Here is an 18,870-nt window from a genome sequence, read left to right as displayed (position 1 = left end):
CTATTTCAGCAACGTCGATAGTCCAATGCCATCACTTTCGCGAGTTTCTTCGTCTTCTCGCATGTAGTAAAAATAGCTGTCTGGCTCGTTTCTAACTTTAATTCCATTCGCTACAATTCCTAAAATATTCTGATTAGAGCGAACTAGATATTCTTTTGCCGCTTTTGCTCGAGTTGTATCAACCACTTGTGGACGTACAACTAATAAAATGCCATCCACCAGTGTTCCTAGGATAGATGCATCGGCATTCCCGGCCAGAGGAGGTGTGTCAAAAATGACAAAGTCATAATCCTCTGAGAAGGATTTGACTAATGATGCCATCCGTTCTGAATCTAAAAGCGCTACTGGATTGGGTGGAATAACTCCCGCTGGTAGGACTGAAAGATAGGGACTAACTGGCTGAATGGCCTCATCTAGATCTGCTTGACCCACAATGACATGACTTAATCCCACTGCATTAGTTAAGTTCCAGATATGGTGCTGCATGGAATTCTGTAAGTCAGCATCGACTAGCAAAATCTTCCGTCCCACTTGAGCCATGGAGGCAGCCAGATTGGCAGACACTTCCGATTTGCCTTCACGGGGTACCGAACTGCTGACAACAAGCGATGTCAACTGCTTGTCAGGGCTGACACATTTTAGATTGGCCTGTAACATCTGATATGCTTTGCTGACAGGCGATCTCGGTGCGTCTTGCACCCTAACTCTTGGCTCATCTGGCTCTGATTTGAATGTGCGCATAGAAGCCCGTCCACCAGCAGTTGAGAGGGGAATAATACCCAGTAAAGGATAATCAAAGAGCTCTTTGGCTTCTTTCACTGTCTTAACCGAGCTATCTACCAAGTCAAGGAAGAATGCAATTGATGCGCCCACTAGAAGTCCACCCAGTGCTCCTGCTACCACTAGAAGTTTGCTATTTGAACCAAGTGGATCTTTAGGTGGAATAGCTGATTCAATGATGCGAGCATTGCCAATGTTTTGATTTTCTGCCACCTGCGTTTCCTGAAGCCTGTTTAAGAGGGTTTCATATGCATTTTGTGCAAGCAATAATTGGCGCTCTAATTCTCGTTCTGCCTTTTCTAGGGCTGGAAATACATCTGAACGTTGCTGAAACGCTGCTCGAGACGCGTTCAATTCTTGCAATCTCTGAGCTAGTCCCAAGCGCTGAACTTCCGTTTGGACTAGGTCTGTGGTGAGCTGCTGATGTAACTCCCCCATCTGCAAGTTTCCAACTGAAACAGGAGCACTGTTGCCCAAGATTCCAGACACGCGCTCTTGCAATACTGCATTAAGAGCTGCGACTTGCCGTTCTAATGTGGCAATGGTTGGGTGGTTGGATTGGTAGCGCGTACGCTCAACTGCCAACAAACTCTGAGCTTCCTGAAGTTCAAGCAATACTTCTTGTATGCCCGGTGCTTCACTTAATGCACTGTCAACAACGGCTTGTTCAGAGCTAGTTCCAACTTGGCGACGCAATTCAGATGCTTGAGCTGATACCTCCTCTAGCTCAGCTTTCAGTAGTGCAATTTGTCTGTCCAATTCACTTTGTAACTGAACAGAGGAATTAGCTTCCTCTTCTAACACCACAATGCGGTTCTGCTCTTTGAACTGGCGTATGGCATCTTCAGCCGCTCGAACCGCCGCCCTACTTTCAGGAAGCTCTTGTTCGATATATTTTCGTGCTGCTGCTGCTTCTGCCCGGTTCGTGAGGATATTTAGTTCTAGAAACTCCTCCATCGCTTGATTAACGACTTCAGCCACAATCTCAGAATCAGACGATTCAAAACTTACGGCCATCACGTCAGTACCCGTGATTGTTTCCACATCTAGCCCTTGAACAAGCAGTCTAGGGTCAAGTGGTTTACCCTCATCGTCTTTCAAATCAAGAGTTTGAATAACCTTTTCAGCGATTTCGGTTGTTTTAAGAATTTCAGCTTGGGTTGATAATGGATTTTCGCCTAGGGTAAGAGCTTCTAGTTCTCCAACCCGTCCTTCAACTCCAGCTAAGGCGGTGGAGCGATCAGATTCAAATAAAAGTTTTCCGCTAGCTTCGTAGGCAGGCTGTTCTAGCAATGCAGCAACAACTGATAAAGAGGTAATTCCAATACAGGCTACAGCTGCTGGCAGCCAGCGACGCTTTAAGACTAGCCAATATTTCTGGAAGTCAATTTCTCCTTCGTACTCTTTACGCTCCATAGAGCAATGCTCCACTCAAAAATAGATCAACAATTATATTATTTTTATTAGTCATAGGAATAAAATAGGGAATCAACTATTGAAAATCATATTTTGTGGAGTTCCCAGGTCAACCTATACAAATAGAACGAATTAACCAGACATCAGAAGCAAAACAGTAATATATTTTCCGTATGGGAACCTAAGAAATTTAAACCATTGCGAAAGGCTATATTCATGATACGTTGAAGCCACTTTAAAGCGGTCTTTATATACGAGGGTTGATTTAGGTTCTCAAAACAGATACAGCCAATCAAGGAGGACTTATCTCACAAACATAAGGATTAAACATTCTGAGAAGCTTTAGCTATAAGTGAACGACCGACTTCAGAAATAATTGTTTCCTTTTCAGTGTTTACTGGGTCTTGAAAAAGGTGGAGTAATTTTCGGGCTTCTATAGATGCATTATGTTGTTGACTAACCTGCTTCGCTCCAAAGTGCCCCATGTCTTCCAAAACAGAGATTGGTTCATGGATTACTTTACTCATGGCTTCCACTAGAGCATCTACATTTCCGGAAGGAATCAGCCAGCCACAAATATTATGCCCTAATAATTCTGGGATACCAGCAATATAAGTACTGATAACTGGGCGTCCTAATGCTAGAGCTTCCATAATAACCACTGGCAATCCCTCAGCAAAACTAGGTAAAACTAATGCACGGGATTCTAGTATTTTGTCTCTGACAATAGCACCACTAGCCCAACCAGTGATTTCTATAAAATCTTCGATCTTCCACTTAGCAATCAGGTTTTCTAGTTCGCAACGGAGTTCGCCATCTCCTACAAGCACTACTTTAAATCGATATCCTCTATCAGCTAGTTGCTTTACTGCTTCCAAAAGCAATAAGTGTCCCTTTTGTTCACTTAAGCGAGCTACACATACAAAATTTGCTTCATCTGGTATCGATACTGAAGATTCATAGCTTAAAAAGCTGCTATCTAAACCACAGTGTACGACGTGAATTTTATTCCAATGTTTATGGGAACACCAACGATAAAGTTGGCTGCGACCAAAGTTACTAATTGCGACTACAAACTTTGCCCGCTCAATTTTTGTAGGTAAGGATAGAGCTAAGGGTTTATCAAACTCTTCAGGTCCATGTACCGTGAAGCTATAGGTTGGTCCGCCTAGCATATGACACAGCAGGGCAACAGATGTAGGATTAGTTCCAAAATGTGCATGGACATGGGTAACACCATCTTGCTTTAGCCAATTGAACAGCACACAAGCTTCGGCCATATAAGCAAAGTAGTGAAACAAGCTTTTGTCGGCAGCAAACCACAAACGCAGCATGATCTTGAAACACTTTAACCATGCAATCGGGCGTTTAATTGCCATAATTATCAACTGGCTAAAGAGTAGAAATAAGCCAATATCAAGAATAGTTCTGGTTTTTAAGGCCTCTGATTGGTCTGCAGGGTCAACGAGGGTATTATTTACGCTCCGGATGGAGTACCTGGATACACGGACATCACATTCTTCTAAACCCGAGATTTCACGTCTGATAAAACTATGACTAACTTTAGGATATTGATTAACAAGGTAGGCTACATGCATAAAATTACGCTCAAAGTTGGCAAGTTTTCTGGCAAAGATGCTTTTTCATTTCTAAATGAAGCAATAGGTTTCTCTACCAATTAGCAAATAACCAAACTTCTATTTAGCTGAATAGATATAAAGTCGATATCTAAGAAGATGTCTTATATTCAATCAGTTGTGCAGGCTGTTTTGTTATTTGATTTAGCCAGTATTTTGTTTGGCCAATCAGCTGAGGGAACTTAGATATGGTGCAAAATAACGCGTAGATACGAGACTCTCGGGCACTATCACCGTAATCTAGACGGTAACGGTAAATGCGATATCCTAAGTATGGATAAGCAAACAATAGAAGTAAGCTAATGCCTTTGGAGAGCCCAGCCATTGCGATCGCAAGCATAGGAATTAGCCCTCCCCAAACCCAACCGCTGCGATATTCTCTTGCCATATACTGCTCTTCAGTTTTTCCATGCATGGAGAAACCTTCTGCAACAGACCAGCCTGCCCGTGTCATCCGTTTCCACCACTGCCCAAAGTGATGCATAGCTAGGTCGTGCTTTGTCATATCAGCTGCAATTCTTTGAATTTTCCAGCCGCGCTGGCGCAGTCGAATGCACATCTCTGGTTCTTCACCACAGATCATGGCAGGGTTATAGCCATCTACTTCTAAAATAGCAGTCATGCGGATTAAGGCATCTCCACCACAGGCCTCTGCTTCGCCCACAGGAGTATTCCACTCCATTTCCGCCAATAGGTTGTAAACGGAGTCGTCAGGAAAACGCTCTCGTCTACGTCCACAGACGATTGCTAGCGACTCATCACTTTCGATGCTCTGGAATGCATTGTCTAGCCAGCCAGGGATGAGCTCACAATCACCATCGAGAAACTGAATATACTTAATTTCTGAATAGGTCTGCTGAAGATATTTCCAACCAGCATTACGACCTCTTGCCATAGAAAATGGCTTAGAAAGGTCTAATGAAACAACATCAGCTCCTACTGATTTAGCAAACTCGACACTCCCATCGGTGGAACCCGAATCAACATAGACGATAGGGGCTGTCTCAGGACACTGAGTTCTTAAGGATTTCAGACATCGAACCAGTCTGTCTCCTTCGTTTCTCCCAATAACAACAAAACCAAGTTGATTCATAAGAGTTTTAGTGGGTGCTTAAAAACAACTTTATAAAACCATTCAGACAGAATGACAGCAGAGCGATAAAATACATGACATTCAGCGGACTAATGTAAAGACTACTCGTCTAAAATCCTTTGAAGTAGCTTAGTATGCCGTTCTAGATACTAAACGCGTGAGGTGCTAATTAGAGTGCTCTTGCTAAAACTAGCTGTAATGTTCAAAGTGGATTGCTGAGGTTTCAAATTTTCTCAGGTTTGTTGAATCTTAAGAGATCAGTCACTGATGAAATACACACATTCATAGAGTCAACGAATCAGGAACATTCGTATAATCTTTGTCTGTCTGCGTAAAAGCTCTAACAATGTCAGTGTTTTGCAGCTATAAGCATCGTACTCAGCAGCTGAGGTAACCGTCTGGAGCAAAAGTCCTATCGACTCTCAGCACTTTACACAGCCATGCTGAAATGGCTGTGTAACTGAGTTTTCTTATTGGATAGATATATTGAGTACCCCGCATAATGTGCCCAGTTTTGATTAACTATATTCTTATTTCCGCATATCGCCGTTCATAGCCGATACATGAGCGTCAGATTCATAACAAGTTTGTCTATTTATTAAAGATATGCAAAGGACCGTTATATGTTTTCGAATTTAATGGGCTCTTTCTTTCATACAGACTAAGAATAACGATAAGGGCAATAGTTATGGGTTAATCGTTACAGGGATGGTGTGCTAGTGCAACCAGTCTCCGTGGATATACGGAAATTTCGTGTGCTGTCGTGTACTTATGGTCTTTACTGAACTGTATGTTAGCAAAAGAATTTCCGTAGTAGGTGTGTACCCTGCGGTATGACCTCTAGAAAGACTGTACTTTGATGGTGTGATTTGTGGTGAGATGGGGCTGCATGACTGTGAAGGGTCGATTGAATCAGGGTGTGGACTTGGCACGGCGGCAAGACTGTGTAGGTGCGATCGCAATTTTCAATACCGTCATTGAGTCTCTGCCCAACTATGCCAAAGCCTATTACAACCGAGGCTGTGCCCACTATGCCATGGGCGAATATGGCATCGCCATTGAGGACTTTAGCTGGGCCATTCATCTTACCCCCCACTATGCAGCTGCTTACCTAAACCGAGGCAATAGCCAGCGCCATTTAGGCCATACAGACGCTGCCCTAGAAGATTTTGAACGCAGTATTCAGCTGGCGCCCCTGTCCGCCAGGGGCTATTGCAATCGTGGACTGCTGCGCTTAGATTTGACCGACTATACAGGAGCCGTGCGGGATTTTGACTACGCTCTTGAACTCCAGCCGCGTTTCTCTAAAGCTTATCTATGGCGGGGAATCAGCTGGCTGCGATACGGTAAGACCCAGACGGCTCTTTATGACCTCAACCGGGCTCTGGCCCTCAATCCAGACTGTGCAGATACCTATAATAATCGGGGTCTGGTTTATTTTTATCAGGTTGATTATGCACGTTCTTTGGCAGACTTCAATCAAGCCATCACCCTTAATTCAGATTTTACAGATGCCTATCACAACCGAGCGAACCTGAGGATCGAGCTAGGCGATTATCCAGGCGCGATGGGTGATTACTGTAAAGCGTTGCAGCTGAACCCACCTCTTCCTGAGGTCTATCCGCAAACCTTAGAGCAGCTCCAAACGATCCTTCAAGACTATCTTGCCCCAGCTCAAGTTGCGTCGCTGAACAATCGAGGTAATGCCCGCTCGCTGTCCCTTAGTCAACGGCATGCCCGTTAAGGCAGCTTAACCTTTATCTTTGCCGTGTCAGTCATCGTCTTCCCAGACTTCAAATGAGTCTAAATCAATCGGTGAAGTACTATTGTCTGGCTCACTAAAGCGGTCGAGGGTATTTTCTACGGTGTTTTCCAACGCTTTATTTAGGGGACCTAGACGTTTTTTAGCTTTGGATACTTGTTGATCGAGCTGAGATCGCAAGTTCTGGGTTCGATCCTGGAACTGTCGTGTCGTAGACTGCAGCTGTTCATTGAGATCGTCGGAGAGCAAACGCTCTTGAGCATAGTCCGATAGCCCTTGAGCCTGTTGCTGTACCTGTTCGACCAGAGACTGGGCGGTCTGTGCTGTGGCTTGCCAATTTGTAGAAGGTCTGGGGACACCCTCATCCGCAAAGTATTCGGCCTGTTCCACCGCCTGAGCTGCTACCATCATGCGCTTGCGTCCGGCACTGATGATAGCATCGGGAGCCAGTCCATATAGACCTGGCTGGTCCGCTTGAGCAAATAGATACTGGACTATATGCCCCTGACGTCGGAAGCGATAATCAACAATCTGCCCCACGCAGTTGCCTGTATCTGTCCATACTTCTAAGCCAAGCATCGATTGGGCAGCAGTCGTTGGCATTTGGGCACCTTGTCCATGGAGCATAATGCTATCGGTGCCAATGCTGGCGATCTGTTGCCAGCTGTAGATCGGCCTCTGTCGCTGCCAGGCGGCTCCTTGGCAGACAAGCCCCACCACCCGTCCTTGGGAAATATCCACTAGCAGATTATCCACCACTCCTAGCTCATCAGTAGTGTCATAATCGAGCATCAAGTATCCCAAAAGGAGACTTTGTTGCAGGACGGAATCAGTATCAGTCATAGCACTACAAAAACGCCTGTACTTGATTTATAGCACCCATCTCTTGTTTCTTGGCTGACAGTTAGCGTCCAAGTCTAGCCAATTGGATGAGCATAGCTCTGGGACCTAACCTAAGATATCAATCGCTGCCGCCATGTTTTCTAACTTTCAAACCCATACTATTCAAACTGCAGACACCCATATCCATACCCTGATTGGCGGCAGTGGTCCTCCTCTGCTGTTGCTCCATGGGTATCCTCAAACCCATGTTATGTGGCATCTGATTGCCCCCCGGCTGGCTCAGCACTTTACAGTGGTTTGTAGCGATCTACGAGGCTATGGGGATAGCGGTCATCCCCCTACCGATGCTGAGCATGCCGTCTATGCCAAACGAACGGTTGCTCAGGATCAAATCGAGATGATGGCAGCCCTGGGGTTTGACACCTTTATGGCCGCAGGTCACGACCGAGGTGGACGGGTTCTGCATCGCTTGTTGCTCGATCATCCCACTCGGGTTACCCGAGCGGCCCTGTTAGATATCGTTCCTACTCGCCACATTTTTCAGACTATTGATCAGTCCATGGCGAGTATCTATGAGCATTGGTTTTTCTTAATTCAGCCAGATCGTTTACCTGAGCGGCTAATTGGTTATGATCCAGACTTTTATCTCACAACTAAATTAAACCGCTGGAGTGCCAGTACTAATGCGTTTAAACCGGAAGCTATGGCTGAATATCTGCGTTGCTTCCGCCGCCCTGAGACCATTCATAGCACTTGTGAAGACTATCGGGCCGCTGCCACTATTGACCTGGCCCATGATGAAACCGATTTAGGCAATAAAATTCGATGCCCCCTCTTAGTGCTCTGGGGGGCCTATGGTGCTATTGAAAAACACTATGATGTGGTTAGCATTTGGCAGCGATATGCCACGCTCGTTGAGGGCAAAGCACTTCCCTGTGGTCATTTCTTGCCGGAAGAAGCGCCTGAGCAAACCTATCATGCGCTGATGAATTTCTTTAAGAAATAGAGCTAACCACAGGCGTAAGTAGTGTTACCCCCACCGCTAAATGGCTGAATTTTTAAGGCTTGTGTTAATTCTGTTGGGTTTTTCACCCAGTGGCCTAGCTCTGGCTTTATAAAATGTAGTAGAAGCAACTCGTGGGTATTGGGACTTATGGATATTGCAATCAAGCGTCCTATTCTGATTGGTGGTTTAGGGTTGAGTGCTAGCCTATGGCTGCTCGACGTCGCACATCATGTGCCCACGCTCACGCTTGGTGCGATCGCACTGGGCTCAGGACTATGGTGGTGGCGTCAGCAGGCTCAGCACGATCTGGTTGCTTCCATCCCTCAACAAGTCACGGTTGAACGCGATGTGCTCGATCAAGCTTTGGAGCGGGCAGACCAGCTAATCGATCGGCTGCTCACTGAAAATAGCCAGGCTGTTGCCCAAGCAGAAATTTATCGCACTGAGCATGATTTACTCCTTGATAGTCTAGAGCGAACCCATTTAAAGGTTGCTATTGCTGGCCACAAGTCCACCGGTAAGACAGCGCTCCTCAACTGCCTCCAGGCATCTGAATTACCCGCCATAACCTTTACTGACCAGTGCATTAATACCAACGATGCCGATCTGGTGCTGCTGGTGATTGCTGGGGATATGACGGCGTCTGAACTCAATCACTTAGAAACGCTGATTGCCGATGGCTATCAGGTGCTGGTGGTGCTCAATAAACAAGATCAGTACTCCTCCATGGATAAGGCGGTGATTCTGGACCGGATTAAGGGTCGGGTCGCTGTGCGAGGGGTGGATGTGGTTGCGATCGCAGCTAACCCCAACCCGATCAAGGTTCGTCGTCATAGCGAGTCAGGCGATGTCACTGAATTTCTTGAACAGCCTGCCGCTGATATTGCTACCCTTACCCAGCATCTAGATACATGTGCCGCCGCCCCCACCTCCCTAGTTATGGCCACCACCCTGCGCCAGACCAAAGATCTGCAGCAGCGCATCACCCAAACCCTTAACGAGTATCGCCGCCAAAAAGCAATGCCCGTCATCGAGCGCATGCAGTGGATCGCCGCTGGAACTACCTTTGCTAGCCCTCTCGTTACGGTCGATCTGCTAGCAACTGCCGCCATTACCGGTCAGCTAGTGCTTGACCTGGGCGCTATCTACGGCCAAACATTCTCGATGGACCAAGCCAAAGCCGCTGCTGGGACCATTGCCAAACTCACCGTCCAGTTGGGGCTGGTTGAGCTAGCGACCCAGGCCTTTGGCACCATTCTCAAAGGACACATTGCAACCTATGTGGCTGGGGGTGCTTTGCAAGGTATCAGTGCCGCCTATCTTACCCGTTTAGCTGGTCTCACTCTGATCGACTACTTTGAAGAACAAAGTCTGCTAGAGACAACAGAACTCAATTTTGAAGGTCTGGGCAGTCGTCTGCAAGCTCTATTTCAGCAGGCCCGTCAGGGTCTGGCCCTCAGAGAGTTTGTTACCCAGGCACTGCCTCATTTACCTAGCACTACTGTCAAGTCTGCTGCCTAGATTCCACGCTGGGGTAGACATCAGTGAGTGGTCTGCCCCTGTCCTCAAGACCAGATTCTCAGCCTAAAAAACTCAGCTCTGGCCATCCTCTACCATGACTGATCCAGCTCCGATTCAGCCCATGTCTAACCATGGGAGCACTCTGTCTCCAGAGTTTCCAGCTAGCGTTTCTGCTAAAGTCCATCCGCTAGTGGACCAAGTCCGTGACAGTCTAAGGCAAACGATTGACCGCTATATTCCTCAACTTGAGCTAACTCGCTCAGACAGCGACGAACTCAAGCGCCAGGCCGCCGTCAAGTCAGGGATTGACCAGCTCACGGTTCTGCTAAATAAACTAGATAGCACCCTACTGCGGGTGGCGGTTTTTGGCCTGGTTAGCCGAGGTAAATCCGCTGTGCTTAATGCCCTCATTGGCGAGAAGATTCTTGAAACGGGTCCCCTTAACGGTGTCACCCAATGGCCTCGGTCCCTTTACTGGATGCCTTCAGTCCCAGCCGGAGAACCCGCTCTAAAACTTGAGCTAATTGACACTCCAGGTCTAGATGAAATAGAGGGAGCTGAACGGGGGCAAATAGCTCGAGAGGTGTCCCAGCAGGCGGACTTAATTTTATTTGTGGTGGCTGGGGACATTACCCGCACAGAATATACCGCCCTACAAACCCTCCACCAGACCCGTAAACCCCTCCTGCTGGTCTTTAACAAAATAGATCTGTATCCAGATACGGATTGCCAAGCCGTTTATGACAATCTCAAACGGCTTCAAGTTCAGCTAACCCTCAGCCCCAATTCTGAAGACGCTGAAGACGAAAAAGCTACCGTCCCGCCATCAGATCTGCCGATCGTGGACGATATTATCTTGATAGCGGCAGAACCCTCACCCCTGCAGGTCCGTATAGAATGGTCCGATGGCCGGGTTACAGAAGAATGGGAGACCCCTGCACCAAACATTGAACCCCTAAAGACAGCCCTGATTGAGTTATGTACTACTGACGGGCCGACCCTGGTTGCCCTCAATACTCTGCATCAAGCCAATCAGGTTGATATCAACCTTGCCAAAGCCACGGCGGCACTCAACCAGACCGCTGCTGACGACATCATCTTACAATTTGCAAAATATAAATCCGTTGCTGTCGCCTTAAATCCAGTAGCGGTTCTGGATCTACTGGGGGGAGTGACCTCTGACTTAGTGATGATCCGTAACCTGGCTAAACTCTACGGTTTTCCCATGACTAACTTTGAAGCTAGCAAGCTTTGGCAGGCGATTGTCCGTAGCTCGGGCACCCTGCTCTTGAGCGAGCTTGGCAGCGGCTTACTCCTGGGCATTGGCAAAAGTGGAGCCGCCCTGTGGAGCATGGTTGATGGAGCCTCTGGACTCACCGCCTATGCTGGAGCCATGGGGGCTCAAGCCGCAGCGGCGGGCTATGGCACCTATGCCGTGGGTCAGGCAGCCCGCGTATATCTAGAGCAAGGCTGTTCCTGGGGACCTCAGGGGATCAAAACTCTGATGCGTACCATCGTCGCTGAGGCAAAAACGGATTCCGCCCTTGAGCGTTTGCAGCAGGAAGTGCGGCAGACGATAGAAAAGCAATATGCCCAACCAGGACCAATAGACCCCTAAGCCCATGGCTGACTGGCGGTTGCCTGGGAGCAGGGCTAACCCTACAAAGACTTTCCACAAAATGCGACAATGAAAGATGTCAATTCATTTCACATTACTTAACGGGTATTCCCAATGCTAAAGCGACTCGCTGCTCTGATGATTGTGTTGGCCACGATGTTTGGTTTGCAGGCCTGCAGTGGCTCAGCTCCTGTAAGTTTGCTGGACTACGTCAATAGCTATCAGGGCTATCAGTTCAGCTACCCCACTGGCTGGATCGAGGTGAACGTTTCTGAGGGCCCAGATGTTGTCTTTCACGACATTATTAACGCGACTGAAAATGTCAGTGTGGTGGTCAGCCCAGTGGCGGAGGGTAAAACTCTAGAAGAATTAGGAGGCCCCACCGAGGTGGGCTATAAGCTATCCAAAAGCATTACAGCTGTGGCGGGTAACGATCGCGACGTGGAACTGGTCAATGCCCAGAATGTGGAAACCGACAATGGTAAAACCTATTACATCCTTGAGTACTTAACCACCACGCCCGATGGCCAGCGCCACAATTTAGCTAGCGCGATTGTGCGACGTGGTCAGCTATTTACCTTTAATGCATCAGTGCCCGAAGCCCGCTGGAAGCGATTGAAAAATTCGTTAACTCAATCAGTCGCCTCTTTCTCCGTCTATTAGGTCACACCATTAGGTCCTATGGCTGCTCCTCAATTTGTCCTAGCGTCAGCGTCTCCAGCCAGGCGACAGCTTTTGCTCAATGCGGGCGTACAACCATTTGTATCGCCCAGTAAGTTTGACGAAGACCAAATTACTCTCAGTGATCCAGCCGCCCTGGTAAAAGCCCTATCCTTAGGTAAAGCAGAAGCCGTCGCCCCCCTGTTTCCCAATGCTGTGGTGTTGGGGTGTGATTCGGTGCTGGCATTTGACGGTGTCATTTACGGTAAGCCTGAGAACCCAGAAGCCGCCGTCAAGCGCTGGTGGCAGATGCGGGGCAGTGTCGGTGAGCTGTTTACGGGACACACATTAATATCTCCCCAAGCCGCCAGGGTTCTTACCCGCTGCCAGGTAACTCGGGTGCACTTTGCTTGGGTTAGCGATCGCGAAATCGAAGACTACGTCGCTACTGGTGAACCCATGAACTGTGCCGGAGCGTTTACCATTGACGGTAAGGGCAGCTTTTTTATTGAGAAACTAGAGGGCTGTCACACTAACGTCATTGGCCTCAGTATGCCGATGTTGCGAGACATGTTAGGTAAGTTAGGGTATCGAGTGACGGACTTTTGGTAAGGCCAAACACAGGCTACGGGAGTGGCGATGGCTATTGGGAGGTGTTGTAGTGGTGCAAACATTGCCTATTGAGCAGTTAACCCTGTAGGACCTTTTATGAAGAATTAGCAGGCATTGTGGCAGCTAGTTAGAACTAGGAACTTTCTCTCATTTGCCAGCGCAGCAGCAGTGAATTGAGCACCACACCAATAGAACTAAATGCCATCAGCCCGCCTGCTAACCCTGGGCTTAGGGCAATCCCAAACCGGGGCAGAAGCACTCCTGCGGCTAACGGAATGGTCACCAGGTTATAACCAAAGGCCCAGGCTAGGTTCTGGCGAATTTTGTTGAAGGTGCTACGGCTAAGATCGAGGGCGGCTAAGACATCGTCTAGGACATCGCGCATCAGCACAATATCAGCTGTTTCCATGGCAATGTCGGTACCGGAATGCATCGCCATGCCGACATCTGCCTGGGCTAAGGCGGGGGCGTCATTAATGCCGTCGCCCACAAACCCGACACAGCGACCCGCCTGCTGGAGTTTCTCAATCGCGTTGACTTTGGCTGCGGGCGTCATTTGCCCTTGGAAGACAGCAATGTCTAACTCCTGGGCTAGGCCCTGCACAACGGCTGGCTGATCGCCGCTGAGTAGCTGCACGTCTAAGTTTTTAGCCTGCAGGTGTTTAATCACCGAGGCGGCCTCGTCCCGCAGACGGTCGGCGATGGCCAGCAAACCCACTAGCTGCTGATCTACAGCTATATAAACTAGGGTTTTGCCTTGGGTGCTGAAGGTATGAGCCTCACCTCTGGCCAGGTCAATGGATATATGGGCCTGATTTAACCAGGCGGCACTGCCTACATGAATCGTTTGTCCATGGAGGTTAGCCGTTACCCCGAGCCCTGGGGTGGTAACGCCATCGGTCACATCGGTCAGGGCCAACTGACGTTGGGTCGCTGCTGCCAAGATAGCTGCTGCTAACGGGTGACGTGTCCCCTGTTCTACACTGGCGGCTAGCTGGAGTACATCATCGTGACTCAGACTAGGTGCATAGCTGCGGCAGTCGGTAACCCAAGGCTGACCAGTGGTTAATGTGCCGGTCTTATCAAAGATGACGGTATCTAAGCGATGGGCCGTTTCAAGAATGTCGCCACCGCGCACGAGCAACCCTCGCTGGGCACCAATGCCCGAACCTACCAAAATTGCCATCGGTGTGGCTAGCCCCAGGGCACAGGGACAGGCGATGACGATTACTGCGATCGCAAGTTTTAAACTCACCAATAGAGCTGAAGCCTCTGGCAGCTGATGGCCCGTCTGGTTCAGGTGGTGCGGATTTAGAGCCGCTTGTGCCGCCTCCGGCCAGAGGCTAACACCGACACCATACCAGAAGAGAAATGTAACCAAGGCCAGGGTGAGAATGCCATAGGTAAAATAGCCCGATATAGAATCGGCCAGCCCTTGAATCGGCGCTTTTCGAGTTTGGGCCGATTCCACTAACGCAATCATCTGGGCCAGCGTGCTATCAGCACCCGTGCGATTCACACTGACAACAATCGTGCCTGATTGATTGAGGGTGCCGCCGATCACGGTATCCCCCACCTGCTTGGTTACAGATAACGCCTCGCCAGTGACTAGGGCTTCATTAACGGTTGTTTGGCCCTGTTGAATGTGGCCATCCACAGGGATTTTATCACTGGGCAGTACCTGTAGCGCATCTCCCACTTGTACGTGAGCGATGGGAATCTCGACGGTTTGGCCAGGCTCGCTCCCTGTGATCAATCGGGCCATGCTGGGCTGTAGAGAAATTAGACTGCGTAGGGCTGCTGTGGCCCGAAACCGAGCCCGGTCTTCGAGGGTACGTCCCAGCAGAATAAAACTCAGCAGCATCACAGGCTCGTCAAAAAAGCATTCCCAACCCAGCTGCGGTAGGGCCAAGGCCACCACGCTGGCAAAATAGGCGCTTAAGGTGCCAACGCTGACGAGCGTATTCATGTTGGGCCGAGCCCGCCGGGCTCCTTGCCAGCCATCTTGCAAAATGCCTCTGGCCGGTCCCACGAGGGTCAATGTTGCCAGGGCAAAATGAAACCAAAGGCTCGTCAGTACAGGCAGCGTCACGTTAGGAGCCCAGCTGCCAACGTGGTGCTCAAGGTGGTTGAGGTGGCCCAGAATAGATAACGCTAACAGCGTGAGTGCGATCGCAACTCGCCAGCCCTGACCCTGTTGCTCAGCAGCCTGTTGCTCCGCCCAATTACCTGCTGTTTCCCCTTGACGTAGCTGACTGGGGAACCCAGCCTCGGTTAGCACCGTAGCCAGCTGTTCAGGCTCTACTTGACCAGCTTCGTACTCCACTGCCGCTGCTTTTGTGACTAAATTCACTGTGGCCATAGCCACACCCTCACATTGCAGCAGCTCTGTTTCCACAGCTCGAGCACAGCCAGCACACATCATGCCATCCACATTGAGTACAGCAACCGATGGCGATGGTTCAGCGGGGGATGGCTCAGACGCTAGAGGAGACACAGAGGGCTGTGACACCGTCGAAGACATAGGCGGGCATTGTGTCAGTTAATTGGTTTGAGCCTAGCGCTGATTGATGTGAATTGGGGCAGCCCTCACAAACTCTCAAGGAAAATTTTCGCCAATATGCCAAATGAAAATCTAGGGGATCTGTACCTGCTCGAGTTGAGAGGAGGCTAACCGATCCATCCAGCCCAGTAAAAACTCACGATTGGCTGCGATGTCTTCAGGATCGGTGGCATCAGCCCCTTTGGGCAACAGGCCGATCAAAGCGGCATTGGTCACACAGAACATGGACCGCTGAAAACTGGCACAAATCTTGACTCGCACATCCCCTAACCCTCGCACACTCTTGAGATAGTGAGCTTCTAGATAGTCCGGCATGTGGCGAAACATATCCTGCATTAGCAGCGTGGGTGGGATGCCGCTACCCCCAATGGGTAATGGATCCGCGTAGAGCGCGCCATAGGTAAAGCGGCTTTTGTCAGGGGAGATTTGCTGGGCTTGGGCATTATAGGAGACGGTTCCAAGGAAAGGCGTCCCGCGAAAGAAAATGGACTCCACGTAGGGGATGGCCGTATCTGGTAGGAATGTCAGCCCCGCCGAGGCCGGTAAAATATCGTAGCTTTTCCCACCGATGTCAACGCTGTAGGTAATAGGGCGGGCTGCATCGGCTACCAGGCCAGCTGTGATGTGATCGACAATCTGGGGAATGTGAGTAATTTCCCCGCGACGATAGCGGTCCGCTAGGGACGTGAAAATATCGCTCATGACGCGCCAAAACTGCCCCAAACCACTGTAGTAGGAGAGTTGGCGAATCTGCTCGATCAGAAACTCAGGGAACGCGCGATGGAATAGCTGTAATACGGGGTTAAGTTTGATTTTGGCTGCGATCGCAACCCGACAGTTTTCCCGAAACTCCTCTGTATCCAAATAGGCGTCCAACCCACCACCACCGTGCCACATCATCGCTCTCATGGTGTATTCGGCATACTCATAGTTGATCCGATCATGGCAAAAATGCTGCCACATCTTCGCTGGATTAATATCACCGTCAAAATACTTGAACACTGGAAACAGGTTCAAAAACTGATGATCGGCAATGTGAATCAGGTTAATGGAATAGCGATCTAACACAATGCCATAGCTATCGAGGGCTCCCATGGCCTCAAGCACATTGTCAGGTGTATCCGGCAACAACGTTCCACCGGAGAGCAGGCGGTCAGCATAGTGGGCAAAGGGATGAATATTATTCAATTGAGAAGGCATAGTTTGAGTCATAAAGCGCAGTCCCCATCCAAGCAGGTGGCCGTAGAAGTCTCAGCAACTGGTACAGAAGATAGTCGATGTGATGACGATCGCTCCAGCTTGACGGGCATAGCGTCATACATTGCTGTTGTCGTCGGTTCAATCCAGCGAGTCATCCAGCTGGGGCTGAGACCAAACAAAAACAACAAACTGACTAGGGCCAATGCCGGCAGCCGATCCTGCCAGGTTACTGCCGATAGAGCAGAGTCCGTGGCAATGGCCTGTTTCTCAGTCACCGCCAATCTGCCAAAAAAGGCACGATTGACCAGCAGTAAGAAATACACCGCCGTTAGACCAGACCCCAGTAAACACAACAGGGTTTGGGGCACAAAGCTAACAAAGCTGCCACGGTAGACAATAAACTCGGAAATAAAGCCCACCATACCTGGGATACCGGCACTGGCCATCACCGCTAGCACCATGACACTGCCAATCAGGGGCAATCCCCGTTCCGGATTGAGCAAACCTCTGAGTACAGTTAAGTCACGGGTACCGGTCTTTTTGTAAACCACCCCGACCACTAAAAACAGTAGGGCTGAAATAAACCCGTGGCTAACCATCTGAAACACGGTGCCCACAAAGCTTAAGGGATTAGACGCGGCCGCCGCCAACAGCACATAGCCCATGTGTCCCACCGAGCTGTAGGCCACCATCTTCTTCATGTCCGTTTGAGCAATGGCTGCCAAAGAACCATAGAGGACACTGACCACCGCCCACCAGGCTAGATAAGGGGCTAAATCTACCCACACTTCTGAAAAGGTACAGACGCCAAACCGAAATAATCCGTAGGTTCCTAGTTTGAGCAGCACCCCTGCCAGCAACACTGAAATCGGTGTGGATGCCTGGACGTGGGCATCGGGTAGCCAAGTATGGAGAGGGAACAGAGGAATTTTGATGCCGAAGCCAATTAACAGTGCCGCCAACAATACGGCCTGCTGGATCCATGGCAGACCATGGGCCATCGTGGCACTGTAGTCAAAGCTTGAGGAGCCACTTAGCCAAACCAGCCCTAAAAATGAAGCCAGAATCAAAATACCGGATAGGGCGGTGTAAATCAGAAACTTAGTGGCTGCGTAGCCCCGCTGCGGGCCACCCCAAATGGCAATCAAAAGATACAGGGGAATCAGCTCTAGTTCGTAAAAAATAAAAAAGAGCAACAAATTTTGGGCAACAAATGCACCAGCGACTGCAAAGGTAATGATTAGTAGCAGGGCATAGTAGAGCTTGGGGCGACGTACATCGCTCTCGCTGGCATATACCGCCACCAGGGACAGCAGACTATTAATAATTAGCAGCGGTAACGATAGTCCATCGATCCCCAGTTCATACCCTAGTCCTAGCTCTTCGAGCCAGGGGATGGATTCTTGAAACTGTAGCCCCGTGATAGATAGATCAAATTGACTTAGCAGGTATAGGCTGACGATTAGGTTAATCACCAGACAGCCTATACTCAGCTGTCTGGCTCGCTCGCTCGACAGCTTACCGGGCCAACAGCCAATGACCAGTGCCCCCAGTAATGGAATCAATAACAACGCACTCAGCATCAGTTTCCCCTCACCACATTGCCCAGGTCATTAAAAAGCCCAGCAGACTCACCCCCAACACAATGGTGAAGATGTAGCCTTGAGACTGACCGGAAATACTATATTTCAGCCCTTCTCCACTCATCAACGAGACCATACCTACCAGGTTGACGGCTCCGTCTACCACATAGCGGTCGAACCAACTCACCAGTCGTGAGAACTGGCTCACTAGAAAAACCACGGTGACTCGGTACAGCTTTTCGGTATAAAAATCGTTGGCTAGCAGATCCTGTGCTAAGCGCAGAGGACGCTGGGTAGAGCGGGCCAAAGAGCGGCTCAGCGTAGCCGTACAGCCTAAGACAAACCCTAAGACACCCGATAAAATTAAGGCGATAAAGACGGGGGGATGCCAATAGCGCAGCGGCGGCAGTAGGGACATCCGCATCAATGCCAGGGGCAATACCAAGACAAAAATACTCAAGCCAATCATGGGTGTGCCCATCAGCCAGTTCACCGATGGTGACCGTCGGGTTTTAGGGGTAACGTCTCCCAAAAAGACCAGACGAAATACCCGCACCAGGTTAAACACCGTTAACC

At 49.3% G+C, this 18,870-nt stretch carries 13 protein-coding genes and 1 pseudogene; 6 read left to right on the top strand and 8 right to left on the bottom strand.

The window, feature by feature from the left end; genetic code table 11:
- The 3 genes from IQ260_RS11815 to IQ260_RS11805 form a co-directional block, all read right to left on the bottom strand.
- Nucleotides 1-2,196, bottom strand: coding sequence for a GumC family protein (locus tag IQ260_RS11815; protein WP_193993309.1), 2,196 nt, complete (start codon nucleotides 2,194-2,196; stop codon nucleotides 1-3).
- A gap of 323 nt (nucleotides 2,197-2,519) precedes the next feature.
- The gene (locus IQ260_RS11810; protein ID WP_193993308.1) at nucleotides 2,520-3,794 is read right to left on the bottom strand and encodes a glycosyltransferase family 4 protein; all 1,275 of its coding nucleotides are present in this window, start codon (nucleotides 3,792-3,794) and stop codon (nucleotides 2,520-2,522) included.
- A gap of 130 nt (nucleotides 3,795-3,924) precedes the next feature.
- Complete coding sequence (locus tag IQ260_RS11805; RefSeq protein WP_193993307.1) at nucleotides 3,925-4,926, bottom strand: glycosyltransferase family 2 protein; 1,002 nt, start codon at nucleotides 4,924-4,926, stop codon at nucleotides 3,925-3,927.
- Nucleotides 4,927-5,815: 889 nt separating this feature from the next.
- Here IQ260_RS11805 and IQ260_RS11800 point away from each other — a divergent pair.
- Nucleotides 5,816-6,670 (top strand): tetratricopeptide repeat protein, encoded by an 855-nt coding sequence (locus tag IQ260_RS11800; RefSeq protein WP_193993306.1) that lies wholly within the window; start codon nucleotides 5,816-5,818, stop codon nucleotides 6,668-6,670.
- A gap of 27 nt (nucleotides 6,671-6,697) precedes the next feature.
- On the opposite strand, the gene IQ260_RS11795 is transcribed toward IQ260_RS11800, so the two are convergent.
- On the bottom strand, nucleotides 6,698-7,531 hold the full coding sequence (locus tag IQ260_RS11795) for a PRC-barrel domain-containing protein (protein ID WP_193993305.1): 834 nt from the start codon (nucleotides 7,529-7,531) through the stop codon (nucleotides 6,698-6,700).
- Between the two features lie 133 nt (nucleotides 7,532-7,664).
- On the opposite strand from IQ260_RS11795, the gene IQ260_RS11790 reads away from it, so the two are divergent.
- From IQ260_RS11790 to IQ260_RS11770, 5 genes are all read left to right on the top strand, one after another.
- A complete protein-coding gene (locus IQ260_RS11790; protein ID WP_193993304.1) occupies nucleotides 7,665-8,537 on the top strand; it encodes an alpha/beta fold hydrolase in 873 nt (290 codons plus the stop codon).
- Nucleotides 8,538-8,684: 147 nt separating this feature from the next.
- Nucleotides 8,685-10,058 carry a DUF697 domain-containing protein gene (locus IQ260_RS11785; protein ID WP_193993303.1) on the top strand — a complete coding sequence of 458 codons (1,374 nt, stop codon included), beginning with the start codon at nucleotides 8,685-8,687 and terminating at the stop codon, nucleotides 10,056-10,058.
- A 94-nt stretch (nucleotides 10,059-10,152) separates the two neighbouring features.
- Entirely contained in the window at nucleotides 10,153-11,676 is a 1,524-nt protein-coding gene (locus IQ260_RS11780) for a DUF697 domain-containing protein (RefSeq protein ID WP_228015892.1), read from the top strand.
- Between the two features lie 114 nt (nucleotides 11,677-11,790).
- Nucleotides 11,791-12,339: a photosystem II reaction center PsbP gene (psbP, locus tag IQ260_RS11775; RefSeq protein WP_193993302.1), complete on the top strand. Its 549-nt coding sequence runs from the start codon at nucleotides 11,791-11,793 to the stop codon at nucleotides 12,337-12,339.
- Between the two features lie 18 nt (nucleotides 12,340-12,357).
- Nucleotides 12,358-12,948: a Maf family protein gene (locus tag IQ260_RS11770; RefSeq protein WP_193993301.1), complete on the top strand. Its 591-nt coding sequence runs from the start codon at nucleotides 12,358-12,360 to the stop codon at nucleotides 12,946-12,948.
- A 133-nt stretch (nucleotides 12,949-13,081) separates the two neighbouring features.
- On the opposite strand, the gene IQ260_RS11765 is transcribed toward IQ260_RS11770, so the two are convergent.
- The 4 genes and pseudogenes from IQ260_RS11765 to IQ260_RS11750 form a co-directional block, all read right to left on the bottom strand.
- Nucleotides 13,082-15,472: a heavy metal translocating P-type ATPase gene (locus IQ260_RS11765; RefSeq protein WP_193993300.1), complete on the bottom strand. Its 2,391-nt coding sequence runs from the start codon at nucleotides 15,470-15,472 to the stop codon at nucleotides 13,082-13,084.
- 111 nt (nucleotides 15,473-15,583) lie between these two features.
- On the bottom strand, nucleotides 15,584-16,723 hold the full coding sequence (locus IQ260_RS11760; RefSeq protein WP_193993299.1) for a CO2 hydration protein: 1,140 nt from the start codon (nucleotides 16,721-16,723) through the stop codon (nucleotides 15,584-15,586).
- A complete protein-coding gene (locus IQ260_RS11755) occupies nucleotides 16,720-18,294 on the bottom strand; it encodes an NADH-quinone oxidoreductase subunit M (RefSeq protein ID WP_193993298.1) in 1,575 nt (524 codons plus the stop codon). The genes IQ260_RS11760 and IQ260_RS11755 overlap by 4 nt, the downstream gene beginning before the upstream one ends.
- Nucleotides 18,295-18,304: 10 nt before the next feature.
- Nucleotides 18,305-18,870 (bottom strand): annotated as a pseudogene (locus IQ260_RS11750) (NAD(P)H-quinone oxidoreductase subunit F); the annotation flags it as partial.

This window comes from Leptolyngbya cf. ectocarpi LEGE 11479 (assembly GCF_015207065.1).
GTDB lineage: Bacteria > Cyanobacteriota > Cyanobacteriia > Phormidesmidales > Phormidesmidaceae > Leptothoe > Leptothoe ectocarpi.
The sequence above is the reverse complement of the archived record's forward strand: the minus strand, read 5'-3'. Positions and strand labels throughout refer to the sequence as shown.

Coding starts and splice junctions, on each gene's coding strand:
- IQ260_RS11760 (WP_193993299.1), bottom strand. CDS start 16,723: ATGACTCAAACTATGCCTTCTCAATTGAATAATATTCATCCCTTTGCC.
- IQ260_RS11780 (WP_228015892.1), top strand. CDS start 10,153: ATGACTGATCCAGCTCCGATTCAGCCCATGTCTAACCATGGGAGCACT.
- IQ260_RS11755 (WP_193993298.1), bottom strand. CDS start 18,294: ATGCTGAGTGCGTTGTTATTGATTCCATTACTGGGGGCACTGGTCATT.
- IQ260_RS11815 (WP_193993309.1), bottom strand. CDS start 2,196: ATGGAGCGTAAAGAGTACGAAGGAGAAATTGACTTCCAGAAATATTGG.
- IQ260_RS11810 (WP_193993308.1), bottom strand. CDS start 3,794: ATGCATGTAGCCTACCTTGTTAATCAATATCCTAAAGTTAGTCATAGT.
- IQ260_RS11765 (WP_193993300.1), bottom strand. CDS start 15,472: ATGTCTTCGACGGTGTCACAGCCCTCTGTGTCTCCTCTAGCGTCTGAG.
- IQ260_RS11805 (WP_193993307.1), bottom strand. CDS start 4,926: ATGAATCAACTTGGTTTTGTTGTTATTGGGAGAAACGAAGGAGACAGA.
- IQ260_RS11795 (WP_193993305.1), bottom strand. CDS start 7,531: ATGACTGATACTGATTCCGTCCTGCAACAAAGTCTCCTTTTGGGATAC.
- IQ260_RS11770 (WP_193993301.1), top strand. CDS start 12,358: ATGGCTGCTCCTCAATTTGTCCTAGCGTCAGCGTCTCCAGCCAGGCGA.
- psbP (WP_193993302.1), top strand. CDS start 11,791: ATGCTAAAGCGACTCGCTGCTCTGATGATTGTGTTGGCCACGATGTTT.
- IQ260_RS11785 (WP_193993303.1), top strand. CDS start 8,685: ATGGATATTGCAATCAAGCGTCCTATTCTGATTGGTGGTTTAGGGTTG.
- IQ260_RS11800 (WP_193993306.1), top strand. CDS start 5,816: ATGACTGTGAAGGGTCGATTGAATCAGGGTGTGGACTTGGCACGGCGG.
- IQ260_RS11790 (WP_193993304.1), top strand. CDS start 7,665: ATGTTTTCTAACTTTCAAACCCATACTATTCAAACTGCAGACACCCAT.